General features: G+C 64.3%; 27 protein-coding genes. 24 read left to right on the top strand and 3 right to left on the bottom strand.

What is annotated here, in order from left to right; translation table 11 throughout:
- Positions 1–77 precede the first annotated feature (77 nt).
- From AX725_RS16355 to AX725_RS16315, 8 genes are all read left to right on the top strand, one after another.
- On the top strand, positions 78–332 hold the full coding sequence (locus AX725_RS16355) for a hypothetical protein (RefSeq protein WP_156458513.1): 255 nt from the start codon (positions 78–80) through the stop codon (positions 330–332).
- A gap of 218 nt (positions 333–550) precedes the next feature.
- Positions 551–1,006, top strand: coding sequence for a DUF736 domain-containing protein (locus AX725_RS16350; protein ID WP_066119361.1), 456 nt, complete (start codon positions 551–553; stop codon positions 1,004–1,006).
- A 433-nt stretch (positions 1,007–1,439) separates the two neighbouring features.
- Entirely contained in the window at positions 1,440–1,748 is a 309-nt protein-coding gene (locus AX725_RS16345; protein ID WP_066119358.1) for a type II toxin-antitoxin system prevent-host-death family antitoxin, read from the top strand.
- Positions 1,729–2,127, top strand: coding sequence for a hypothetical protein (locus AX725_RS16340; RefSeq protein ID WP_156458512.1), 399 nt, complete (start codon positions 1,729–1,731; stop codon positions 2,125–2,127). Before AX725_RS16345 ends, AX725_RS16340 begins: the two co-directional genes overlap by 20 nt.
- A 10-nt stretch (positions 2,128–2,137) precedes the next feature.
- Positions 2,138–2,785, top strand: a complete 648-nt coding sequence (locus AX725_RS16335) for a hypothetical protein (protein ID WP_066119352.1) — start codon at positions 2,138–2,140, stop codon at positions 2,783–2,785.
- Between the two features lie 464 nt (positions 2,786–3,249).
- On the top strand, positions 3,250–3,579 hold the full coding sequence (locus AX725_RS16330; protein WP_053556503.1) for a single-stranded DNA-binding protein: 330 nt from the start codon (positions 3,250–3,252) through the stop codon (positions 3,577–3,579).
- A 53-nt stretch (positions 3,580–3,632) separates the two neighbouring features.
- Positions 3,633–3,899 (top strand): hypothetical protein, encoded by a 267-nt coding sequence (locus AX725_RS16325; protein WP_053556504.1) that lies wholly within the window; start codon positions 3,633–3,635, stop codon positions 3,897–3,899.
- 729 nt (positions 3,900–4,628) lie between these two features.
- Positions 4,629–4,817, top strand: coding sequence for a hypothetical protein (locus AX725_RS16315; protein ID WP_066119346.1), 189 nt, complete (start codon positions 4,629–4,631; stop codon positions 4,815–4,817).
- Between the two features lie 326 nt (positions 4,818–5,143).
- Here AX725_RS16315 and AX725_RS16310 read toward each other — a convergent pair whose 3' ends face one another.
- On the bottom strand, positions 5,144–5,581 hold the full coding sequence (locus tag AX725_RS16310; protein WP_066119344.1) for a hypothetical protein: 438 nt from the start codon (positions 5,579–5,581) through the stop codon (positions 5,144–5,146).
- Positions 5,582–6,098: 517 nt separating this feature from the next.
- Here AX725_RS16310 and AX725_RS16305 point away from each other — a divergent pair.
- From AX725_RS16305 to AX725_RS16295, 3 genes are all read left to right on the top strand, one after another.
- A complete protein-coding gene (locus tag AX725_RS16305; protein WP_066119341.1) occupies positions 6,099–7,076 on the top strand; it encodes a DUF2493 domain-containing protein in 978 nt (325 codons plus the stop codon).
- 470 nt (positions 7,077–7,546) lie between these two features.
- The gene (locus tag AX725_RS16300; RefSeq protein WP_066119338.1) at positions 7,547–8,104 is read left to right on the top strand and encodes a hypothetical protein; all 558 of its coding nucleotides are present in this window, start codon (positions 7,547–7,549) and stop codon (positions 8,102–8,104) included.
- 357 nt (positions 8,105–8,461) lie between these two features.
- The gene (locus AX725_RS16295; protein WP_066119335.1) at positions 8,462–8,686 is read left to right on the top strand and encodes a hypothetical protein; all 225 of its coding nucleotides are present in this window, start codon (positions 8,462–8,464) and stop codon (positions 8,684–8,686) included.
- 109 nt (positions 8,687–8,795) lie between these two features.
- Here the strand turns inward: AX725_RS16295 and AX725_RS16290 are convergent, their stop codons facing one another.
- Entirely contained in the window at positions 8,796–9,011 is a 216-nt protein-coding gene (locus tag AX725_RS16290) for a hypothetical protein (protein ID WP_066119332.1), read from the bottom strand.
- Between the two features lie 552 nt (positions 9,012–9,563).
- Complete coding sequence (locus AX725_RS21025; protein ID WP_156458511.1) at positions 9,564–9,848, bottom strand: hypothetical protein; 285 nt, start codon at positions 9,846–9,848, stop codon at positions 9,564–9,566.
- Here AX725_RS21025 and AX725_RS16285 point away from each other — a divergent pair.
- From AX725_RS16285 to AX725_RS16220, 13 genes are all read left to right on the top strand, one after another.
- The gene (locus AX725_RS16285) at positions 9,847–12,315 is read left to right on the top strand and encodes a type IV secretion system DNA-binding domain-containing protein (RefSeq protein WP_066119327.1); all 2,469 of its coding nucleotides are present in this window, start codon (positions 9,847–9,849) and stop codon (positions 12,313–12,315) included. The genes AX725_RS21025 and AX725_RS16285 overlap by 2 nt on opposite strands.
- 1 nt (position 12,316) lies before the next feature.
- Positions 12,317–15,319 (top strand): MobF family relaxase, encoded by a 3,003-nt coding sequence (gene mobF / locus AX725_RS16280; protein WP_066119322.1) that lies wholly within the window; start codon positions 12,317–12,319, stop codon positions 15,317–15,319.
- Positions 15,320–15,321: 2 nt separating this feature from the next.
- Entirely contained in the window at positions 15,322–15,609 is a 288-nt protein-coding gene (locus AX725_RS16275) for a hypothetical protein (protein ID WP_066119319.1), read from the top strand.
- Position 15,610: 1 nt separating this feature from the next.
- The gene (locus AX725_RS16270) at positions 15,611–16,327 is read left to right on the top strand and encodes a hypothetical protein (RefSeq protein WP_066119316.1); all 717 of its coding nucleotides are present in this window, start codon (positions 15,611–15,613) and stop codon (positions 16,325–16,327) included.
- Positions 16,324–16,833, top strand: coding sequence for a DUF2726 domain-containing protein (locus AX725_RS16265; RefSeq protein ID WP_066119313.1), 510 nt, complete (start codon positions 16,324–16,326; stop codon positions 16,831–16,833). Before AX725_RS16270 ends, AX725_RS16265 begins: the two co-directional genes overlap by 4 nt.
- Before the next feature lie 20 nt (positions 16,834–16,853).
- Positions 16,854–17,060: a hypothetical protein gene (locus AX725_RS16260; RefSeq protein WP_053556518.1), complete on the top strand. Its 207-nt coding sequence runs from the start codon at positions 16,854–16,856 to the stop codon at positions 17,058–17,060.
- Between the two features lie 26 nt (positions 17,061–17,086).
- The gene (locus tag AX725_RS16255; RefSeq protein ID WP_066119312.1) at positions 17,087–17,449 is read left to right on the top strand and encodes a hypothetical protein; all 363 of its coding nucleotides are present in this window, start codon (positions 17,087–17,089) and stop codon (positions 17,447–17,449) included.
- 4 nt (positions 17,450–17,453) lie between these two features.
- Positions 17,454–18,230, top strand: coding sequence for a CsgG/HfaB family protein (locus AX725_RS16250; protein WP_231733306.1), 777 nt, complete (start codon positions 17,454–17,456; stop codon positions 18,228–18,230).
- Positions 18,227–18,697: a hypothetical protein gene (locus AX725_RS16245; protein WP_156458510.1), complete on the top strand. Its 471-nt coding sequence runs from the start codon at positions 18,227–18,229 to the stop codon at positions 18,695–18,697. The genes AX725_RS16250 and AX725_RS16245 overlap by 4 nt, the downstream gene beginning before the upstream one ends.
- Before the next feature lie 53 nt (positions 18,698–18,750).
- Entirely contained in the window at positions 18,751–19,221 is a 471-nt protein-coding gene (locus tag AX725_RS16240) for a hypothetical protein (RefSeq protein ID WP_066119301.1), read from the top strand.
- Between the two features lie 755 nt (positions 19,222–19,976).
- Positions 19,977–20,408, top strand: coding sequence for a LexA family protein (locus tag AX725_RS16230; protein ID WP_066119297.1), 432 nt, complete (start codon positions 19,977–19,979; stop codon positions 20,406–20,408).
- Entirely contained in the window at positions 20,405–21,679 is a 1,275-nt protein-coding gene (locus AX725_RS16225) for a Y-family DNA polymerase (protein WP_066119295.1), read from the top strand. The genes AX725_RS16230 and AX725_RS16225 overlap by 4 nt, the downstream gene beginning before the upstream one ends.
- On the top strand, positions 21,676–21,939 hold the full coding sequence (locus AX725_RS16220) for a hypothetical protein (RefSeq protein WP_066119292.1): 264 nt from the start codon (positions 21,676–21,678) through the stop codon (positions 21,937–21,939). Before AX725_RS16225 ends, AX725_RS16220 begins: the two co-directional genes overlap by 4 nt.
- Positions 21,940–22,031 lie beyond the last annotated feature (92 nt).

Raw genomic sequence — 22,031 nt, 5'->3', positions numbered from 1 at the left:
GGCTGCGCCCGATCGCGTCCCTGACCTCCTGGTCCCGCGCGTCCTGCCGGAACCCTCGTCAGATCAAGGAGGTTACCATGACGAACATGCCAATCGACTTCTTCCGCGCGCTGCGTTCTGCTAAGATCAGTGCCGACGAAGCCCAGAAGGTGGTCGAAAGTCTCGAAGGACACATCGCCGTGAAGATCAGCGAAGCCAATGCCAGCCTCGTCGGCGAACTGAAATCCATGCGCAAGGACATGGGCACACTTCGGTGGCTGCAGGTTACTGCGATCTCGCTCAGCATCATTGCTGGAACAATCGGGGGCTACGCCGCCGCGATCATCAAGTGATCCGGGGGGGCTTCGGCCCCCTTTTTTGTTCGTCCTCTTCGATCAGCCCTGAAGACTCCTGAACTGCCCCAAGGCGGACCCGTCGCCGCGCGAGACGCGCGGACGCCGGACGGGCGCGCGAGGCGCGCCCTGCTCGGCCTGAAGAGGCCGAGGAGAGGAGTGGGATTGAGAGAGGTGTCGAAGACAGGGTGTCCGAGACGCCAACCAGGAGAACTACCATGAACATCGGTTCCATCAAGCAGAACGACAACGGCATCTACATGGGCCGCATCTCGACCCTCGCCGTCGCGATGACGATCGCGCTCCGCCCGGTGAACAGCCCGAACCCGAAGGCGCCGCGCTTCGAGGTCCACGCGCTCGGCCCCAACCGCAACTGGGTGCAAGTCGGCGCGCTCTTCGAGCTCCACTCGAACAACACCGGCGAAGCGTTCCTCAACGGCCGCATCGACGACCCGTCGCTGGCTGCGCCGCTGCAGGTCTCGTGCTTCCGCCAGGACGACGGCAGCTACAACGTGGTCTGGTCGCGCCCGACCCGTCGCCGCGACGTCTCGCAGCAGCTGGCCGCGAAGACGGACGAGCTGCCGCCCTTCGGCGACGACGCCGGCGACGCCGGTGACACCAGCGGCGCTCTTGCTGACGGCCTCGGCGAATCCACCGCCGAATTCGCCGGCTGACCTCCCCCGGGTGTGGGCGGGACCGCTCCCCGCCCGCCTGCACCCCCTTCGGGGCCCGTCTCTCCCCTCCGGAGACGGGCCCCATTTTTTTGCCCGCACGGCATGATGCCGTCCCGCGAAAGGACAATCCCATGGTCGACAACTCGCACTCCGTCAGCGTCACCGACGTCATCTGAATTCCCGCTACCGCGACGATCGCACATTCGCCGAACGGCAACATCTGCGGGCTTCGCCTGGCCGATGGCCGGCTCGTCCGACCGTGGATCACTTGGGAGATCGAGGACGCCGGCGAGAACCACCGTGAGCTCGATCACGACGATCTGCTCGCGTTCGGTTTTCAGCCGACGCTCGAGACGGCGATTGCCATCGACCCCGCGTAAGTGGACTTGCGATTGTGGGAATAATTGCTATTTTCACTCGAAAGGAGTCAGCCATGACCGCAGCGCGCCCTCTCGAGCAGCATGAGCGTATCCCGCTCACGCGCTTCCACAATAACACAGGCGAGTTCCTCGACCTGTCGACACGCACACCGGTCATCCTGACCAGTCATGGGCGCGAGCGACACGTCATCACCGACGTTGCCTATTTCCGTCACCTCGAGGACGTTGCCGCCGGTCGATTGCTCGATGCCATGGGCATCGAAGCCGTCCGCACCGCCGACATGACCGACGAGGACCGCGCTGCGTTCAACGCCGCCCGTCCGACCGCCGACGAGCTCGCAAATGACCAGTGGGACGACTGAGCTACCCAAGCCCGGACATGTCCTGCGCTACGTCTACCTCTTTGCCGAAGAGGCTGCGCGCGGTCGTGACAAAGGCGTGAAGGAACGCTTCGTGGTCGTCGGCGGTGTCCTCGGTCGCCGCTATCGCGTCGCCGCGATCACCACCAAGGGCGAGGGCAGGGAAGGCACCCTTCTTCTTCCCGCGCCTGTCGCAACCGCCGCGGGCGTCACCGTTGGTAGCAGCATCGTGGTGAGCGAGTTCAACCGGTTCACCTGGCCCGGGTTCGACATCCGGCCCCTCTCGAAGGATGCCAGCTACATCGCCGGGCGCCTGCCACCTGGATTTACCAACACCATGATCGATGCGCTGATCGGCGCGACCCCGGTCGATCGCGATTGAGGGGCACGACATGACAAAAGACCTCCAATCCGCATATTCGCAGGCTATCGCGGTTTCATGGCAGACTCTGAATCGGAAAGAGGTCGAAAAGAGACTAAATTCTGACCGTTATCCCGATTTTCGCTGGTATCGCGCATCGGACGAGTATGACCCTGAACAAGTCAACTTCGACATTTGGGATACCGAGGGGGCGGCGACCCTCTACGACTTCTTTGGCGATGAGGATGGGTACAGCGTTGCACTCCAGATCGATATGCTCCGCCCCGCTGCCGATCTGCTTGAGCTACGCTATCCCGATCAGGGTGCCTTTACCCTCCTCGATGTCGATTCGGTAATCCTGGGCCATTTTGCGGCAGCCACGATCGCCAAGCATTGGCTGTGCCTGTGCACCACGACACTTGACGACGCCCCTATAAGCTTCGCTCGGCGCTCGCTCATCTTCCCATCCTTGGAGCGCTTCAACCGTCACTTACGCTGGGAATACGAGGAAATAGCCCCTTCGGCGTCATTTGCTCGCAAGCTCGAGGCTGCGCTGAACCATTGGCTTCCGCTTCGTATGAAATTCTATCACTGGACCAACACGATTAGCGCCAGCGGCCACCACGTCGTTGATCCCGACTTCGACGCAATCTTCCGGAACGTTAACTCAGCACGCTGACATTGCCCACGCTCCGCACGGGCGGGGACGCAGTTTCGACCGCGCCGGACACCTGAAGCGGTTGCGCCAGCGGAGCGCGACCAGCAGGCTCCGTGGACCGACCCCCAGGCAGGCCGCTCCGCCATAGTCTGCGCCCAGCATCATCCGATCCGAGGCGCGCTGCAGCCCCGTTGGCGCCGATGCGGATCTCGGGGCCGCGGCGCGGCCGAGACGGTCGGTTGCCCGTCGTTCGGTGCCGATCTCCTCGACGTCAGCGGGTTCGCTCGCTCGGGTTCACTGTCACCTGCGGGCCACCACGAACAGCTGCAACCCCTTTAGCAGGGCCGAGTGGCCGCTTCGCGGCTGCCCGCACCACCCCAGCGAAAGGGGTTTCCCTGCGCTTCGCTCCGGTGCCGCTCCCCGCGGTGCCCCGCTCATCGGTGACACCCGGCGGACGACCCGCTGGACAGCCAAGGAGGCACCCGATGAACAACGTGAACCTGGTCGGCCGTCTGAGCCGAGACCCCGAGACCCGCAACGGCAACACCACCGTCACCACCATCTTCGTCGCCACCGATCGGCCGAAGCTGCGGGACGGCAAGACCTACAAGGACGAGAGCGGCTACACCGCCAAGGAGACCGAGTTCCACAAGGTCACCTGCTTCAACGGTCTCGCCACCGCCGTCGCCAACAACCGCAACAAGGGCGACCTAGTCGCGGTCGAAGGCCGCCTCCACTACACCCGCTGGCAGGACGCCGACGGCAACGACCGCTACGGCTGCGAGATCATCGCGGACCGCATCGACTTCTACTGACCCCCGACGGGCGGCGCTTCGGCGCCGCCCGCTTCGTTTCAGGAGCACCGCACATGCCGCATACCGACCTCTTCGACGATCGCGACATTGCCCGCGCGACCCGCAAGCTCGCTGCCCTGCAGCGCCACGCCGAACGGCGCGATCGGTTTCTCGACGCGCTCGACTTCGACGCGCTCGACCCGCAAACGCAGCGCGAAATCTGCATGGAGGATCACCACCTCGCGGAGCAGATCAGCTTCGGGCCGATCTACCTCTACCATCTCGAGACGCTCGAGGCGCAGCGCGCCGCGATCGCCGCCAGCATCCCGCTGGCGGCATGATCGCCTCCCGCGTCAGGCGCGTGTTAACCCACGCCCTCAACCAAATCGCACCGGTCTCCGGTTATCCTGGGCGCATGCTCGCGCTGCTGCGTAAGACCCCGGCCCATAACGGTTTCCCGTTCACACAGGAACGGCGCGACCTGATGGAACGCGCCCGCGCGCAGCTGACGCTTCTCGGATTCGCCCCCTGCATGATCGACGTATGCCAGGCTTTCGTTACCAACTGCCTGCCGGGCACGTTGACGTTTGCTCGACGATCCACACCGGCGGAACAACCATGCGGGTCAGCTGGATGGTGACCCTTTACCGTCACTCCAACCGGGGCTGGTCCGAGATGCGGACGATCGGCGAAGATCTCGACGCACTCGGGCCGACCTGCCACACAGCCGTGCTGTCGCTCCTGCGGCCGAGCGACGACGATACCGCCTACCGCTCGCGTCGCGGGCGGCACCGCGCTCTACTCCGCTAGGCTCCTCGCGGCCCTGGCTGCGCTAGGGCCGACTTCGTCGCCAAGCTCCACCGAGCCCCTGCGGGTCTCGGCCCTGCCGGGTCACGATCGACTGGCGGGCAGGGGTGCCTCTTCCCACAAGTCCCATCGTGCCACGCGCATCCCGCTATGCGTCAAGGATCCTGTGGCCCGCTTCGCGGCGCCGGCACGCCGGCGTCCCTGACGCGCGTTCCGCGCGCGCCCCTCCGACCTGTCGATCCCGACACAACGGAGGTTAACCTATGTCAGTCTTCAAATCATACGATCGCGCGGTTGCTCATGCCGAAGCCGAAGCCGTCGCCTGGGAAAGCGACATGCACATCGTCGCCGGCGCGAACGAGACGTTCGCCGTCGTCGACGAACTCGACCTGACGCCCGAACAGGACAACGCAATCGTCGACACGATCTTCTTCGAAGATACGGCCGACTGATGCCCGGGGGCGGCGCTTCGGCGCCGTCCCCTTTTTTTGCTGCGTGGCTCCAAGGCGGCGCGCACCGCGCTTCGCGCTGCGCCGTCTGATGAGCGGGGCGCTGCGGTCTCGCTTCGGCCTACGGCCTGGCGGCCTTCAGCCGAGGCTCGGTGTCTTGATCCGCCCCGCGGGCGCTCGGTCCCGCCTCGGGGCGCGGCTCGGCTGCGGGCACGGCCGCCGACAGATGCCGGCGTATCGGCCCGCGACAGTCGCCGCCAATGCCCCGGGCTCCTGCGGGTGCCGACCGTTCGCTGAGCGCGCCGCGCTTCTGCGAAGCGCCGCGCGCTTCACCAGATCACGCGATATCCATCTTTCGGCTTCAAGTAGTAATCCCGATCGGCCTCGGTAACCCGCAGATCATCCTTCGCACGCGGACGGGTGAAGACCTCGACCAGCCACAGCTCTTCGCCCGACACCTCGAAGCGCACGAAGCACACTTCGTCACATTCCTTCCCGGCCAGATTGACGTTGTCGATCCGGCTTCGCGCGGTCGACTTCACCTCGATCGCGACCTGGTTCAATTCCAGATCGCATTGGTCGACCTTGTGACTGACATGGCTGGCCCCGAGGATCTTCGCGGCATGCACCTCGCCCAGCGCACCCAGGAACTGACTGGCCAGCTTTGCTGGCCGATTTTCCGCGGCGGCCGCGCGCAATTCCGCGCGCGCAGCTGCGTGCCCTTTCAGCACGAGAAGGCAGGGGTGTTGCTGGGTCGACGCCGGCATGATCGGCAAAATAGCCAGACAAAGTAAGGGATTGGTTACGCATCCCGCCTTGGGGCGGGACCGCGCTCTATTGCGCTAGGTTCGTCGTGCCCTGGCTTCGCCTGGGCCTCCTCACCAAGCTCCACCGAGCCCCTCGGGTCTCGGCCCTTCGGGTAACGATCGACTTGCGCGACGCCGGGCGTCCTCGCTGGTCCATAGCAGGCGCTTTGCGCCTGCCGGACTGCGCTCGGTCCACCCGGCGCACCCGCCATAAAACAATTATCTCTCTCTCTGATCTGGAAGCATGGCACGCCGGATTGGCGGGCCTCAAGGATCGGTGGTTCCCCCAATTTTCACGCGGCCGACCCTGCGGGCCGACCACGAGAAAATCGGCTCCCCCACCGCCCGCTTCGCGGCGTTAACCGGGGTCCGGCCCAAGGGCCGGCTTCCCGGTTAACGTCCCCGACCCCCTGATCAGCGGCGTGCCGACAAGGACACCTCATCGATGACGATGAGGACATCAACCTTGGAGGCTACCATGAACAAGTTCACCGATTTCACCGCTCTCGCCGCTTTCCTCGAAGAGGCTCGCGACCACGGCATCGACACCTCGAACGAGTACGCCAGCAGCTTCATCGAAGAATCCGAGATGGCCAAGCTCAGCGTCGTCTCCGAACCCGAGAAGGCGGACATGCCTGACCCGTTCCAGGTCGAAGCAGCCGTCGACCTGATGATGCGCACGATGTTCGACGTGCTGCGCGACACCCGGATGGAGGAATTCGCCAAGGATCTCGCGTGGGGCTTCTGCAACAGCTTCCACATGGTGGCGAAGCGTCTCGAAGGACGCGAGGATGACGCCGCCCGCAAGCTGGGCGAACTCGCGCGCACCTTCGACCCCTCGGAGATCTACGCGAACGAACTCGAGGACACGCAGCTGCTCTGCCAGACCCTCGAGGGTTGCCGCGCCGCAATGGAGTGCATGCGCGACCACGCCGCCGAGATCTACCGCGTCGAAACGGGTCAGCCGTTCTCCACCGTGAAGGGCAGCCGGGTCTCCAGCAGGCTCAGCGCTTCGATGATCGACGCGCGTGACTACCTCGCAAGCCGCGCAAAGACCCGCCGCGAACAGTTCGCGCCCGAAGGCCCCGTCGTCGCATTCTCCGGAGGTCAGGAATGGCACGACCACGAACTGCTCTGGGACCGCCTCGACCAGATCGCCAAGCGCATCCCCGCGATGATCCTCGCAACGACCGCGCAGGCGAAGGGCTGCGACGCGATCGCCACCGCGTGGGCGGCATCGCGCGACATCAAGGTGGTGGAGTTCAAGCTCGATCGCAGCCAGGGCAACCGCGCCGCCTTCGTCCGCAACGACCGCATCCTGAGCCTCAAGCCGGTCGAAGCGATCGTCTGCGAAGGCTCGGGCATCCAGCTGAACTTCGCCCAGAAGCTGCGCGCCGCCGGCGTTCCGCTTCACGTCTTCCGCCGCGCCCAGCAGCGCTCTGCAGCGGCAGCGTGACGCCCTCGGGAGGAGGCTCCGGAAAACCGGAGTTTCCTCCCTTTTTTTGCCTCGCTCGATGTGCGCCCCGGGGGCATCGAACCCCCGGGTCGCACCGGGGACTGATCGCACCGCGATCGGGATGACGCTACGCCCGCTGCACGGCTCGCCGGACGGCCCTGCGGCCGTCTCGGCATCGCCAGCAGCGTCCGCGCCAAAGACGCCCCTCACGGCTCGCCAGGACGCCCCTGCGGGCGTCTCCGGCTTCGCCCGCCGCGTGCCTGCTCGGCACGATTGCGATCGCTCACACCGTCCCGGCTCGCTTGCCCGCATGCAGCCCTGACGGGCTGTGCGGGCCTGCGCCTCGCCGGTCCCGGTGCCCCTGCAGAGCGCAACGTCCCCATGCGTCCCCCGGTGCCTGCCGCCTCCGGCGACGGCCCGGGGAGAGAGGCGAGGGGGATCGGAAGAGTGAACCATTCGGGAGTTCCGAGATGATCACCTTCACCGTTCGATCCGATGCAGAATTGCGCGCCAAACCGGCCGTCGTGACCGCTCGCCAGCTGGCCGCCTTCCGCGCCTTCGCGCGTCAGCATGGCCAGCTGGTCGGCGTCTATGACGACGATGACTTCGGCTATCTCGCCTACGGCTTCGAAGCCCGCGTCTGCCCGTGGTCCTGGGCAACGATCGCCGGGCTGTTCGGGGACAGCGAAGCCGTCATCGCCGTCGTCGAGGAAGCGCAGTTCGAAGGGCTCAACGTGCGCTTCTGGAAAGACGAGGAATCGGCATCGATCATGATGGGCGTGTCCAACACTCCGGACGGGACCACCGAAATGCAACTGTCGAACGCCAACGCCTACGCACTGCTGGCGGCGATCGGCGCAGAGCGCGACGCGACGGGCGGGATCGACCTTGCAGACCTGACGTCCGCGATCACAGATCCAGCGACGCGGCGCTACCTCGAGCGCGAGGGCATGGACACCTATCTCGGACAGCTGGACGCCATGGCGTCGCAGCGTTCGCAAAACGGGAAACGTCTGGTCTGGGCCTAGCCTCCTCCCAGATCGGGCGTCCGGGGGCGTCGGCGGTGCCGGCGCCCCCTTTCATTTGCCCGAAAGGCTCAAGGCTCTGGCGGCGCCGTTGCGCCCTCCAAGGAACCAAGGGTTCTCACACATGACTTCCCATTCTGACATCCGCCAGGCAGGCGGCGTCAAGGATCGGCGGTACCCCCAATTTTGACGGCCCGGGCCACTCCGCTACGCTACGCTACGCTCCGGACCCAAACCGACAAAATCGGCTCCCCCACCGCCCGCTTCGCGGCGCACGGGCTGCGCCCGCACGTCCCTGACCCCGCCTGCTGTCGAACGTCCCTCATGACCCTGTCAATTTCGACAATCATGGAGGCAAACATGACCCTGAAGCTTCACTACACCGGCACGTACAATTCCGCTTACCTCGACGCTCTCGAAATTGCCGAACGACGCGCTCCACACAGCTACTTCAACCAGCACATCATCGCCGAGCGAGACGACCGCTTCATCGCGATCGACGAGGGCGACTACAACGCCCTCCCGGCACATCTCGCAAGCCGGGTCATCCACACCATCCCGGGCGGCATGCACGACGAGTTCTGAGACGACAGGGGAGGGGCCACGCGCCCCTCTCTTTTTGCTTGCTGGGCCAAACGGACGCGAGGGGCATCGAACCCCTCGCGTCCGTGTCGTGGCGCAGGCCTTTTGTCGATCAGACGAGGCGCTTGATCGTCTCGTCCAGACCAAGCGCTTTCATGCGCTTGAGCACCGTGTCCAGCTGCTCCTCGCTGGCCTTCATCAGGACGCTCTTTCCGATCAGCTTCTGACGCTCGGATTGCTCGCGCTCCTGCAGCCTTTTCCGGCGCTCGGCCAGCCTCGATTCCTCGGCCTCGATTGCCTTGCGCTCGCTCTCAAGTGATCCCGCCATTCTCGTCTCTTTCGTGCTTCGTTTCTGGATGCCTCCGACCATTCCTTTAGCCGCCTGCCAACGCACATGGAAGCGAAGGGGTTACGCCATGCCGGAAGAGGCATGGGCGACCCTCTTATGTCCGACGGGAAGGAGGGCGCGTGCCTGGCCTTCGGCTAGAGCACGCTCAGGTCCGGGATTGCTTCGCTTTCCCCTTGGACGGTCCGGGGCCTTTGCGCACAGCGCAGCCCCTACCGGATTCTGGCACCCCTATCGAAAGACCAGCAACCCAGGAGCAGCAACCACGTCAGTAGTCCCTATAGATTTGCACACCCTACACGGCGGCCGTTCCTGTAACTCTCTGATATTCCGACGTTAACCGGGGATAACGCTGTTAACCGGGGATAACATTGCTTCGAGACTGGACTAACCCCCTGAGTTAGCGCGCTTTTTGCCGTTATCCCGGGTTTTCACAACTGTGCCATTTTCCATCTTCCGCTTCGGCCGCAACAAGGGTAAAAACGGAACTGCGAAATCCCCACCAGCCACTTTTTCGAAAGTGGCGCGTGAATGTCAGATCAGCGAAACCCGTTCCTGGGTGTCCGTCTCGGTCCCTCCGAGATCGAAGCCTTGGACCGGTATGCCCAAGCACATAGTTGCTCCCGCTCGGAAGCCGCGCGCCTTGCGCTTCGGCTCGGCCTTCCCTTGGTCAGCAAGGGATCGTCGATCGACCTTCATCGCATGGCTTTGCTGCTCGAATACGTGCAGGCATCGCTCGATGTTATCATCAATCGCGAACACGCCGATGCAGCCGACCAGCTGATCGCCTTGGCGCAGCAGCGCATGGACGAATTCCATGCGTAAAGACGATATCCGTTTTAACGGCAGAGCGGCCACTATCGAGCATCATTCCGCGCGCGGAAGAGTGACCCGAAACGCGGGCAATTTCACCCGCGGATCGCAGCTCGTGACGCACGAGTTTTGGATGTGGTTTGCCGGGGTCAGTATCCCCCTCAAAATCTACGGTCTGGTGCTCGCCTTGAGCCTCACCGTCTTCGTCACATTCGGGCTCGCGGAATTCGAATTCCAGATGATCCTGATGCGCGTCTATTCGACGCTCTGGACATATCTCGGGTTCGATCCGCAGAAGATCGTTCACCTGACCCTTCCGGGGCGAACGATCCGCGCGATGCCGATCGGCTACGTGCCCTTCAATCCCTTCGTCGACGCGGCCTGGCGAACCATGATGCGCATCCTGTTCGCATCGCTCGTCATGAGCGCCTTTATCACCGCGCCATTGACCATGTGGTACGTCGATTTCTCGCGCAAGCGGGGCAAGGCAATCCTGCAGGAACGCCACGAACGCGGAGCCATGCTCGTCACGCGCGACATCCTCCAGAATGAGGTGCGCGCGCACAACAGCAACCGCTTCGCCTACGAGTGCCAGAACCTGTCTCCGCCGATGCTTCCCGCAGACGCAGCGGGGCTCGACCGTGCGGCGAAACGCGAGCGTGGAATCCACCAGCCCTACAAGATCGCCGGGATCGCGTATCCATGGCGCCTCGAGCAGTCTCACACGATGCTGATCGGCACGACCGGCGCGGGCAAGACCACGCAGCTTCGCAGCCTCGTGAAGCAGCTTCGCGAGCGCGGGCACAGCGCGGTTATCTTCGATCTCACCGGCGCGTTCGTCGAGAGTTTCTACAACCCCGAAACCGACGTCATCCTCAACCCCATGGACCAGCGCTGCCGACCCTGGACCGTCTTCAACGACTGCGACATCTACGCTGATTTTCTGTCGGCCGCGACCGCGCTCATCCCCTCCGATCCCGGTGACAAGGAGCCCTTCTGGCAGCTCGCGGCCCGGACACTATTCGTCGAAATCTGCATCAAGCTGAAAGCGGACGGCGAGACCTCGAACGCGGCGATTGCTCACCACCTCATGACGGCCGAGCTGAAGCGAATCCACGCCAAGCTCGAGGACACCGTTGCTGCGCCGCTGACGACCGAGAAAGCGGCGCGCATGGCGGAATCGATCCGCTCGGTCTTCAACACCAACGGCAACGTCCTGCGGTTCCTGCCCGACCCGGTCGAGGGCGGTGCGCAGGGCTTCTCGATCACCGACTGGATGACGGAGGAGCATGCCCCCGGGTCGATCATGTTCATCACGTCGAACCACACCGACCTGACGCTCACGCGTCCGCTCCTGACCCTCTGGATGGACCTTGCCGTCAACAACCTGATGCGCCTGCCCCGCACCCGCGACTTGCGCACCTGGTTCCTGTTCGACGAGGTGCATGCGCTGCACGCACTGCCGGCGATCGAGCATGGCCTGCAGACCGCGCGCAACTTCGGCGGCGCGTTCGTGCTTGGCATCCACTCGTTCGACAAGCTGGTCGAGACCTATGGCGAGCAGGGCGCGGTCAGCTTGACTGGCCTTGCGCGCACCAAGCTGATCCTCGCCACGGCCGACTATCGATCCGCCGAGCGCTGCGCGGAATTCATCGGCAACCGAGAGGTCCGCCAGATGGATGAGGCCTACAGCTACGGCTACAACAACACCCGCGACGCCTCGACCCTCACACCGCGCAAGATGATTGAGCCGCTCGTCATTCCCGACGACATCACGAACCTGCCGTCGATGCACGGGTTCATCAAGTTTCCCGACGGCTTCCCGGCGGCGCGGATCAAGCTGCAGTGGCAGGACTATCCGCAGGTCGCCGAAGGCTTTGTCCGGGTCACCAAGATGGAGCCCACGCCCTACGTGCCACCCAAGCCCAGGGCGCCTGCGGCGCCGAAACGCGCGGAAGAGGGAGGGGAGGGTGGTCGCGAGCATACGCCGCTTACCGGACCGGAGGACGAGCACGAAATCGAACGCGCGGAACCGGGCGAGGAGGCCAAGCAGCAGGACGGCCGCTCGGAAGCCGAGCTGGCGGCCGAGGCGATGGTGGTGCGCGGTGACCTTGGCGCGCTGCAGGCCGCGAACGACAGTGCGGTGGCGCCCGAGACGCGTTCGGGAGCGGAGCCCGCCGTTTCCTCGGCAAGCGGTGCGACAGCATTGCCATTGCCCGATGCAGCGACCCGGGGGCTGACCACGGCCCACGTCATCAAGAGCCCCGAACAGATCGCGATCGAGCGTGCCAAGGCATCCCAGGCTCTGACCGACGAGACACTTGTCCGGAAGGGCAAGGAAGGGCCGGAAGAGCAGATCCTGCGCGAGACGCGCGAGGGTGCCGGCGTCGCCCTGCTCCATCCGCATCATCACCACCACCATCGGGAAGACCCTGCCGTAGAGGCGGAGCTCGATGGCGACATGGAGATGTGACGTGCTGAGCGTTGCCTCCGTTAAATCCGCGTCCGGCGCCGCGAACTACTTCGCCAAGGACGACTATCATGCGGCCGAATACTACGCCGGCGAACACGCCACCGAAGCCAGTGGCTGGGCAGGAGAGGGGGCGAAGACGCTCGGCCTGACAGGGGAGGTGTCGAAAGAGGACTTCGAGAAGATCCTCAACGGCAAGCTGCCCAATGGCGAGCAGGTTGGCCAGGTCGACACCCGAAGGAACGGTCTGGACCTTACCTTTTCGATGCCCAAGTCGGCGAGCGTAATGGCATATGTTGCCGGCGACGAACGCATCCTCAAAGCCCACTGGAACGCAGTTCGCACGACAATGGGCTGGGCTGAGAAGCAGTTCGCGGAAGGGCGAACCTACGAGCGCAGCAAATCCGGCGAAGCGATAAAGACCGGCAATCTGGTCTATGCGTTGTTCCAGCACGACACGAGCCGCGCGCTCGACCCCCAAGGGCACATCCATGTCGTGATCGCCAACATGACCCGCATGGCTGATGGCGCCTGGCGCGCGCTTTGGAATGGCGAGTTGTGGAAAAACAACACCACGCTCGGCGCGGCCTACAACGCGCAGTTTCGCGCCGAGCTGGCGAAGCTCGGCTACGAGACGGAGCTGACCGGCAAACACGGCCAGTTCGAGATCAAGGGCGTCCCCAAGGAGGTGTTGTCGGAGTTCAGCCAGCGTCGCGCCGAGATCCTCGCAAAGGCAGAGGAATTGGGCATCTCATCCCCAAAGGGGCTTGATAAGGTCACCACGAACACACGCGACCCTAAACTCAACGTCGAGGATCGCCTCAGCTTGCGCGACAGCTGGCGCGACCGCGCCGCGGCGCTGGGCTTCGACGGCAAGGCTTTGCTGGCGCAAGCTATCGGTCGGTCGGAACGAGGTGGCTCGGAGACCGGCCTCCGGACCGAGCGTGGCCTCAACGAGGTTTTGACCGGCATCAGGGAAGCAGTCGGCAGCATTTTTAGCCCGCGCGACCCGCTGGTCGATCGCGGCCTCGACCGGCTCGGACTTACCGCCTCTGAATATCGCGCGCAGCACGCGGTCGCCTCGGCTGTCCGCATCCTCGAGCAGCGCGAGGCGGCGTTTTCGGTGCCCGAGGTGACCCGCACCGCGCTCGATCTCGGGCTTGCCGGCGTCACGGCCGAGAAGGTCGACGCGCGCATCAGCGAGCTCGTCCGCGAAGAAAAGCTGATCCCGGGCAAGTCAGATCGGATCGATGGGATTGTGACCCATGTCACCACGCCCGACGCCCTTGCTACGGAATCGAAGATCCTGGCCGAGATCGACGCCGGGAAGGGCGCTGCCAAGCCGATCGTCGCGCCCGACCAGGTGGTGATGCGCTTGACCGACGCGTCCGGAGACACGGCATTGAACGCCGGACAGATGGCGGCTGCCACGCTGGCGCTGTCCTCGTCCGATCGGATTGTCGCAGTCCAAGGCGTCGCCGGCGCCGGCAAGTCGACCATGATCGCCAGCGTAGCCCAGGTTGTCGAAGCCGAAGGGCGCAAGGTGCTAGGTCTCGCCTTCCAGAACAAGATGGTCGGCGATCTACGCGCGGGCTCGGGGATCGAGGCACAGACGGTGTCGTCGTTCGTCAACACCTATGCCCGCCATGCGCTCGCGGGGCGGGGAGAGGGCTACGAAGGGGCCCGGAACGAGCTGAAGGGCACGGTCCTCGTGCTCGACGAAGCCTCGATGGTCGGCAGCATCCCGATGCGACATCTGGTCGGGATCACCAATGCGCTTGGGGTCGACCGCCTCGTGATGATCGGTGACCGCCAGCAGCTTTCCGCGATCGACGCGGGCAAGTCGTTCGCACTGGCGCAAGCCGGCGGGATCGCCATGGAGCGCATGGACGAGAACCTGCGCCAGCGCACGGATCAGCTGCGCAGCGTTGCCGCGCTCGCGAACCGCGGCGCCGTGCGCGAGGCGCTCGGTGTCCTGGGCGACAAGCTGAAGGCCAGCCCGGCCCACGTCGAGGCGGCCGCCAACCACTGGCTGTCCCTGCCCAAGGACGAACGCGACGCGACCGCGCTGTTCGCGTCTGGCCGCGCGTCTCGCGCCGAGTTGAACGAGCGCGTGCAGGCAGGTCTGAAGGCCGACGGTACCCTGGCGGGCGAGGGGCGGACGTTCAGCGTGATCGAACGGGTCAACACGACCAGGGAGGAATTGCGCTACGCCAAGACCTATGCCGCCGGGCAGACGCTCGAGGTCGCGCGCGCGGTCAGCGAGCTCGGACTTCGTCGCGGCACCTACGAGGTCATCGGCGTCGATGCCAAGGGCAGGGTGGAACTGCGCTCGGGCAGCAAGACCCTGCGCTTCGATCCGCAGAAGATCGACCCGATGGACAAGCGGGATGCGCTCGGCCTCAGCCAGCGTGAGAGTATCAAGCTCCACGAGAACGACCAGATCCGCTGGACGCAGAACGACAAGGATCGCGGACTGCTCAACGCCGCTCTCGCGCGCGTGGTGTCGGTGTCGGACAAAGGGATCACCGTAGAGGCGGCCGACAAGACCTTGCACGAACTGAAGACCGGCGATCCGATGCTTGAGCGCATGGGCCTCGCCTACGCGCTCAACATGCACATGGCGCAAGGCATCACGGCCGACAAAGGCATCGCAGTGATGAGCTCGACCGAGAGCAATCTCTCCAACCAGCGGCTGTTCAACGTGACCGTGACACGCGTGCGCGACGATCTGACGCTCTACACCGACAACAAAGACAGGCTGACGAGCGCGATCGAGCGCAACGAGGGCAACAAGACCTCGGCGCTCGAAACGGTCGGACAGCTTGAAGTCGACAAGGCGCCACAGCGCCAGAGCGGGGCCGCCTCGCCATTGACGCCGTTCAATCCGGCCCTGCCGCCCGAACTCGACCGAAAGGCGATGGACCTCACCCAGCTGCGCGTCGCTGTCGAGCCGCGCGCACCAGATCTGCCCTTCCCCGAAAAAGACATTGGACTGGAGCTGTGACCATGACCAACCCCGAAATGACGCCCGTGATGACCTGGGATTCCGTGAAGCACCTCCAGCATGTTCACTGGTGCGATCTCGAAGCCAACAGCCTCAAGACCTGCATCACCAAGGCGCATCACGAACATGCGATGAAATGGGCCGGCGACGCTCTCTCGTTCGCGGCGATCGCGGTCCTCCTTCTGTTGCTGTTGCGGCCGCTGGCGCGCGTGCTGACAAGCGGCGAGCCGGGGGAGATCACCATTCGTCTGCCGGCGCGTCGGTTCATGCCGGCGAAGGCGCGCTCCTGACATGGGCCTCTCCGACCGCGACTATATGCGCGACAGCTACCGCAGGCGCGGTGGAGCGGCGTCGATCCCTGTCTGGAAGGACAAGAAGGGCAGGGTCGAACGCGACGACGTTCCGCTGGGCGGCGCGAGCTGGGTCGGAAAGAACACCGAATTTGATGAGTACGATCTCATAGCAGCGCACTACGGTAGCCGCCGGCGTACACGTAAAGGCCGCGCCGGTTGGGCGCCTGCTCTGCGCGGTCTGATCCCTATACTCTGCTTGGTGCCGGTGGCGATCGGCATCTTGGCCGACGCGAAGCGTCGGGGGTGGCTTCCGGATTTTCAACCAGCGATCACCTTTCCGGAATCGGGAAGTGTCGCAGTGGCGCGCACCTTGCCGTTGGGTCTCGTTCAAAGCCGCCTGCGCGTAAGCGCAGCAGAGGCGAATGCCGTCGTCCAGCTGATCGATCCCCGCAGCGGCGCACACGCCCTCTCCGTCTTCGTGGCAGCAAACGACGACGTCGACGTTCCCGCCCCGGCGGGCAGGTGGCGCATGCGGATCATCGAAGGCCAGAGGTGGCACGGCCCGAAGGACTTCTTCGGGCCCAACACCCAATTCGAGACCGTCGCCAAGCTGATGGAATTTCCGGCGCGCGGCGGAAACGGCATCAACCTGCATCGCCGGTTCGATGGCAACCTGCCGACGCGTCAGATGCTGACCGGACCGGATCCGCTATGACACAGCAGCACATCATCTTCCTGGTCCTGGCGATCATCGTTGTCGCCTTGCTGCGCCTGCTAGGCGGGGGATCGGGCATCGGTCGCTTGCCGGTGCGGCCCCGCGAGCTGATGACCAAGCGCGAGCGGATCGTCTGCGGGTTCATCGAGCAGGCAATTCCGAGCGCGCGGGTTCATGCCCAGGTGTCGATGGGCGCGATCCTGCAGCCGGCGCGGGGGCTCGACCGAAGCCGCGCGACGTCGGTCCGCAACCGCTTCTCCTCCAAGCGGGTCGACTTTCTCCTCGAGGACCGGGCCAGCGGCGACATCATCGCGATCGTCGAACTCGACGATCGGACCCACAATGCCCGGCAGGACGCCCAGCGCGACCAGATGACGGCGCGGGCGGGCTACACGACCATCAGGCTCTCGGCGGGCCGTCAGACCGCCCTCAGCGTGCGCAGCGCGCTCGCCGAGGCTTTGGCACCACAACCGGATTCGCGCGCGATGCGCCGAACAGCAGCGTGATGACGCGGAAAGGAGAAAGCATGAGCAACTGGGATTTCGAGGAAATGGGCGATTTCGGCGACGAAGCCGCTGCGGAACGCTGGGCCAAGCGCAACGACGTGGATCTCCGCGATATCCGCACCAGCAGACGAGGCGACGGGGTCCGATTGGAGATCCGCCGCTCGGCACTCGGCGACACCGGTCGCCGGGACAATGACCTGCGCGACGGCCGTCGCACGGGGTGGTGAAGACAACCAAGAAGGAGTGAATGCAAATGATGAAGCGATACATGTTGGCGTCCGCGCTCGGCCTGATGGCCGCGAGCGTCGCCGTACCCGCGGCAGCTCACGCTGCCGAACCGGGCCCGGTCCTCCTGGCCATGAACGAGTACGCCTCTTCCACCGCCGGGACGGATGTCGCCGCGCGGGTGGCGAAGAAGAAGGCGGCCTACCACGCGCACGCCGGGAAGCACCACGTCAAGTGTGACCTCAAGGACTGCGGGGATTGCCCCGACTGCCCTGATTGCCCCGATTGCGCGGACTGCGACGAAGCTAAGGTCGCGCGCAAGGTCGCCGAGGAAAAGGCGGGCATCTGCGATCCCACCAAGCATGCGCAGGGCAAGGTGAAGCATGGCTAGGCGAATGATCGCCGCTGCGTTGCTGGCGGGCCTCGCGCTCGCCGGCACTCCCGCGCTCGCGCAAAAGCTGGGAAAGGGCGGCACCGGTGTCGATGAGAACACCGAGCTGCCACGATGCGCGGCCCCGCTCGGCGTCGTTGCCCTGGTCGAGGAGAAGGCGCCCGACATGCGCGACAGCCTGTCTCCCGGTCTGGCGGCGCTGCTCAAAATGGCAGAGGCGCAGCAAGGAGGCGGAACGGCCAGAGTCGATCCCTTGCCGCTCATCAAACTCATGGCCGCACGCTCGAACTGCTTTCGGGTAGCAGACCGCGGTGTCGCAATGTCCGCGCTCGAGCGTGAACGCGCGATGGCGGGGGCGACGCCGTCCGCGGCGATGACCAAAGCGGACTACCTCATCAGCGCGCAGGTGCTTTATTCCGATGCCAAGAGCCGCGAAAGCGGCGGCGGCTTGGGCGGCGCGCTGGGCGGCGCGGTCGGCCTCAAGTCGAAGACGCTCGAGAGCCAGGTCATGCTGTCGCTGGTATCGGTCGACACCGGGTTGCAGGAGGCGGTCGCGACCGGCTCGGCTCGCAAGAAGGACATCGGCGTCGTCGGCGGTGGTCTGCTGCTTGGGCTTGGCGTGGGCGCGCTCGGCGGCACCTACGGGTCGACCGATATCGGCAAGATCACCTCGCTGGCAGTCCTCGACGCGTTCCGTAAGCTCATCGGCGACGTGCAAGCGCGCTTACCGGCCAAGCCTGCAGCTGTGACGGCGCCGCCAATCGAGAGTCCGAAGCCATGAACATGCTCACCGGCGTCCCGGCGGCGAATTGCCCCTACTGCACCAAGCCGCTGGGTCGTTGGGCGGACGAGCAGCTCGTCCATCGCTGCGCGGCCTGCGACCGCCCCTTGGGTCGCGTTCGAGTAAGCAGATCGGTTCGCTTATATCGAATCATGCCGATGCTCGATGTGACCAAGATCCTGGGCACGGTCCTCGCGCTGTCCGGCATGGTTCTGATGGTCGTGGATCCCGCTCTGGTGAAAGGCTTCGTCCTGCTGATCGCCTTCGCGCTTATGACCTACGGGCTTACCGACGTGTTCGATGGCTGGCTTTCGGTCCGGACCCGGATCGATCGCACCACGCGAAAGATGCGCACCGGAGCAGCGGCTCGCCGCGCTGGATTAGCGAAGATCCTGTTCGGTTTCTTGACCTTGACGGTCGCGATCATGGGTATCGTCGTTAGGTCCAGTCTAGGCGCAACTGTCTGACTTCGCACGATAGAACAGATGAGCGGAGCGACGAAAATCGCTACAATGCTGCCATGAAACCCGAGACCTCCGTGACGACCAGACTCAGCAAACCGCAACTTTCCTGGGAGGTTGACGGTCGGCTCCACTCGCTCACGTTCGACGGCGCTGATGGGACGTACTGCTCGCCCGATGGCGAGGTCATAGAAATGCCGCGGGAGGGATGGCTGGCCCTTGTCGAAGCGGCCGCCCGCCTCACGGACGAACCAACAATGATTAGCCCGCCGCTTCGCGCAACTCCGTCAAAACCACCCAAGCCTCGCGGGCCGAGGAGTGGGCAAGGATGGTCACCCGAAGAGGACGCCCGCGTCCTTGCCTGGTTCACCAATGAGACGACGCCGATCGCCGCCATCATGGGCGAGCTGGGCCGCAACGAGGGTGGCATCGAATCCCGCCTTGTCCGCCTCAAGGCTGCGCCCGATCGTGAAGCCGTTCGCCGCGCGTATCTTCGCCGGACTGCCAGCGACGGTATTGGCGCAAAATGAGCACCGCGCATTCGCCGGCTAGTTCGGACGAGCGCCGAGCATCCTTCGAGGCCATGCTCGAGGGGTGCTTCTGGTTGTTGCGCTTGTTTGATCGAGAAGGCCAGACAGACGCTTCCTTTCACATTTGCTACGCGATCGACGCGCTTCGCCGGCATCCCGCAGCTCGACCGCTCGACTTCGCCCTTCATGATGCGGAAGCTACGGCGCTCCTCGAGCCGATGAATTGAAAAATGACCGCCATATGTCGGTTCGCGGGTCTCACGGTTCGGTGTTAATCTTCACACAGGAGGTAGAATGACGAACAACCTCACAAATTCGGCCTTAGAAGAGCCTAAGCACTGGTTTTATTGCGACATTCGCCACGTCTCTCATGGGGAAATCCACGAGGATTTTGACGGCAGAGCTTTTACGTTGAAGATCGGACCCTTGCTCTTTCAATTTGTCGTCGCACTCCGAGAACCTGTGCGGAAGCAAACATTCCCCAATTGAACGCATTAGAGCACTGATTATTTTGGATCGTTGGAGATACCGGCTGCGACGCGTGGCGTTCATAAGCGAGATTGCAGCGATCGGTGCGATGACTATCGCCGGCCTGGCGTCGGCACTCCATGGCGCTTGGGGTGCTGCGCCCGAGTTTTTGGCACGTTTACAGCACCTTCTCTGATCGCCGGACTGGCTTTTTGACGTCCAACACAGGTTGGCTGTTCCCTACATGTTCTGTTTCGCGCTACCAGAGCGCGCGAAAGCGGGCACAGATGCAACACCAGATTCGACTGACAGAACTCCAATGGGCCGACACCCGGTCCTCGATCCCGCTCGCGCTGGTGCGCGTTCCGGCAGGATTTCCCAGCCCCGCCGAGGGCGAGGAAGATGATCCGATTGATCTCAACGCATGGCTGATCGAGCAACCAGCGGCCACCTATCTGATGCGGGTCGAAGGCTGGTCGATGACCGGAGCCGGAATCAATGATGGGGACCTGGTCGCGGTCAGCCGTGCGAAGCAGGCAATCGCCGGCGACGTCGTGGTTGCCGTGGTGCATGGCGATCGCACGCTGAAGCGCCTCAAGAAGCTCGATGGGCGGTTCTGGCTCGTTCCCGAAGCTGAAGGCTACCCGCACATCGAGGTCGACGAATACACCGAGATCTGGGGTGTCGTCGTGGGGCTGGTCAGGCGCTATCGCCGATGAGCGGTCCGGTCGCCTTATGTGACTGTAATTCCTTCTATGTTTCCGCTGAGCGCGTCATGGATTTGTCCCTTCGCGGCGTCCCGGCGATCGTGGCCTCGAACAACGACGGCAATGCGGTCGCCAGATCTGCGGAGGCCAAGGCGCTCGGCATCAAGATGGGTGATCCCATCTTCAAGATCCGCGATCTCATAAAAGCGCACGGTGTGGCGGTCCGCAGTTCAAACTACACCTTGTATGCAGACATCCAACGGCGCGTGCTGGCGGCGACCGAACCGTTCGCGCGCGACATCGAGATCTACTCCATAGACGAAAATTTTCTCGATCTGACCGGCTTCGAACACCTCGACCTGGTCGACCATTGTCAGAAGCTGCGTGCGCAGATCCTGCAGTGGACCACGATCCCGACTTGTGTCGGGCTCGGACCCACCAAGACGCTCGCCAAGCTCGGCAACGCGGCCGCCAAGAAGAACCCGATCTTCGACGGCGTCGCGGACCTGCGCGACGATTATATCCGCCGCTACGTGATGGACCGGTTCGACGTTGCGGACGTTTGGGGGGTAGGGGGCGCAACCGCGCGCAAGCTCAGCGATCTCGGCATTCGAACCGCAGGCCAGGTGCGCGACATGCCGTTGCGGCAGGCGAGGGGGCTTGGCACCGTCGTACTGGAGCGCCTGGTGGCCGAGCTTAACGGCGTCCAGGCCGACGCGGTCGAAGTCGTCGCTCCCGATCGCAAGGGCATGGCGGTGACGCGCTCGTTCGGCACGCCGATTGCCGACCTCGAACAGCTGATGGGGGCAATCTCGCAATTCGCGATGCGGGCCGGCGAGAAGCTGCGCCAGCACGGCCTCGTGGCAGGTCGTATGGCGGTGTTCTTCCACACCAACCGCCACAAGCCGGATCGGCCGCAATACGGCGCATCGCGGGGCGGGGCACTGCATCCCATGACCGCCGACAGCTTCGAGCTGATCTCCCTTGCCCGGCGCTTGGTCGAGCGCGCGTATCGGCGCGGCTTCGAGTTCACGAAAGCGGGCATCATGCTCGAGCAGCTGGCGGCGGCCGATGCACGGCCGCGCACGCTATTCGAAGACCTGGACCAGTCCGCCCAGCGCGAGCGGCTCATGGCGGCGATCGACGACATCAACGGCAAGTTCGGCCGCATGACGGTTGTGCCCGGCAGCCAGGGGTTCAAACGGCCTTGGAAGATGCGCGCCGACATGAAATCGCCAGCGTGGACGACACGAATAAGCGACTTGCCCGTAGTGAAGGCATGACCGACCCCGAGGGCAGTATGGACGATCGCTTGACGCTGCAGGCGCTGCGCGAGGAAATGGTTTTCACCCGCGTGCTGCTTGGCGAGCAGTATGCGACGTCGATCGATGCCGGTGCCGCGACGCGCGAGGAGATCACCGCGCACATCCTGAACTGCGGCCGCATCGCCGAGCAGCTGTCGAACAACCAGACCTCGGCGATCGCGGATGCAGCCAAGGCGATGATCGCAGCACTTCCCGAAGGGTACCGGGGCGAGGAATGATCGAGTGCATGAATCACGAGATACCCGGTGATTCAAAATGCCCGTTTCACCCGTACAGTGCGCGCAATTAGTGCTGTCGACTATGTCCCTGA

Source organism: Blastomonas sp. CCH9-A1 (assembly GCF_001557175.1).
In the GTDB taxonomy this organism is placed as follows: domain Bacteria; phylum Pseudomonadota; class Alphaproteobacteria; order Sphingomonadales; family Sphingomonadaceae; genus Blastomonas; species Blastomonas delafieldii_A.
This window is presented reverse-complemented; position numbering and strand designations above follow the sequence as displayed.

Excerpts from the sequence above, each read along its gene's own strand:
- AX725_RS16250 (WP_231733306.1), top strand. The coding sequence starts at position 17,454 with ATGATCGCCGCTGCGTTGCTGGCGGGCCTCGCGCTCGCCGGCACTCCC.
- AX725_RS16260 (WP_053556518.1), top strand. The coding sequence starts at position 16,854 with ATGAGCAACTGGGATTTCGAGGAAATGGGCGATTTCGGCGACGAAGCC.
- AX725_RS16240 (WP_066119301.1), top strand. The coding sequence starts at position 18,751 with ATGAAACCCGAGACCTCCGTGACGACCAGACTCAGCAAACCGCAACTT.
- AX725_RS16335 (WP_066119352.1), top strand. The coding sequence starts at position 2,138 with ATGACAAAAGACCTCCAATCCGCATATTCGCAGGCTATCGCGGTTTCA.
- AX725_RS16265 (WP_066119313.1), top strand. The coding sequence starts at position 16,324 with ATGACACAGCAGCACATCATCTTCCTGGTCCTGGCGATCATCGTTGTC.
- AX725_RS16300 (WP_066119338.1), top strand. The coding sequence starts at position 7,547 with ATGATCACCTTCACCGTTCGATCCGATGCAGAATTGCGCGCCAAACCG.
- AX725_RS16270 (WP_066119316.1), top strand. The coding sequence starts at position 15,611 with ATGGGCCTCTCCGACCGCGACTATATGCGCGACAGCTACCGCAGGCGC.
- AX725_RS16275 (WP_066119319.1), top strand. The coding sequence starts at position 15,322 with ATGACCAACCCCGAAATGACGCCCGTGATGACCTGGGATTCCGTGAAG.
- AX725_RS16355 (WP_156458513.1), top strand. The coding sequence starts at position 78 with ATGACGAACATGCCAATCGACTTCTTCCGCGCGCTGCGTTCTGCTAAG.
- AX725_RS16340 (WP_156458512.1), top strand. The coding sequence starts at position 1,729 with ATGACCAGTGGGACGACTGAGCTACCCAAGCCCGGACATGTCCTGCGC.
- AX725_RS16350 (WP_066119361.1), top strand. The coding sequence starts at position 551 with ATGAACATCGGTTCCATCAAGCAGAACGACAACGGCATCTACATGGGC.
- AX725_RS16325 (WP_053556504.1), top strand. The coding sequence starts at position 3,633 with ATGCCGCATACCGACCTCTTCGACGATCGCGACATTGCCCGCGCGACC.
- AX725_RS16345 (WP_066119358.1), top strand. The coding sequence starts at position 1,440 with ATGACCGCAGCGCGCCCTCTCGAGCAGCATGAGCGTATCCCGCTCACG.
- AX725_RS16220 (WP_066119292.1), top strand. The coding sequence starts at position 21,676 with ATGACCGACCCCGAGGGCAGTATGGACGATCGCTTGACGCTGCAGGCG.
- AX725_RS16305 (WP_066119341.1), top strand. The coding sequence starts at position 6,099 with ATGAACAAGTTCACCGATTTCACCGCTCTCGCCGCTTTCCTCGAAGAG.
- AX725_RS16315 (WP_066119346.1), top strand. The coding sequence starts at position 4,629 with ATGTCAGTCTTCAAATCATACGATCGCGCGGTTGCTCATGCCGAAGCC.
- AX725_RS16245 (WP_156458510.1), top strand. The coding sequence starts at position 18,227 with ATGAACATGCTCACCGGCGTCCCGGCGGCGAATTGCCCCTACTGCACC.
- AX725_RS16230 (WP_066119297.1), top strand. The coding sequence starts at position 19,977 with ATGCAACACCAGATTCGACTGACAGAACTCCAATGGGCCGACACCCGG.
- AX725_RS16295 (WP_066119335.1), top strand. The coding sequence starts at position 8,462 with ATGACCCTGAAGCTTCACTACACCGGCACGTACAATTCCGCTTACCTC.
- AX725_RS21025 (WP_156458511.1), bottom strand. The coding sequence starts at position 9,848 with ATGGAATTCGTCCATGCGCTGCTGCGCCAAGGCGATCAGCTGGTCGGC.
- AX725_RS16225 (WP_066119295.1), top strand. The coding sequence starts at position 20,405 with ATGAGCGGTCCGGTCGCCTTATGTGACTGTAATTCCTTCTATGTTTCC.
- AX725_RS16330 (WP_053556503.1), top strand. The coding sequence starts at position 3,250 with ATGAACAACGTGAACCTGGTCGGCCGTCTGAGCCGAGACCCCGAGACC.
- AX725_RS16290 (WP_066119332.1), bottom strand. The coding sequence starts at position 9,011 with ATGGCGGGATCACTTGAGAGCGAGCGCAAGGCAATCGAGGCCGAGGAA.
- AX725_RS16285 (WP_066119327.1), top strand. The coding sequence starts at position 9,847 with ATGCGTAAAGACGATATCCGTTTTAACGGCAGAGCGGCCACTATCGAG.
- AX725_RS16255 (WP_066119312.1), top strand. The coding sequence starts at position 17,087 with ATGATGAAGCGATACATGTTGGCGTCCGCGCTCGGCCTGATGGCCGCG.
- AX725_RS16310 (WP_066119344.1), bottom strand. The coding sequence starts at position 5,581 with ATGCCGGCGTCGACCCAGCAACACCCCTGCCTTCTCGTGCTGAAAGGG.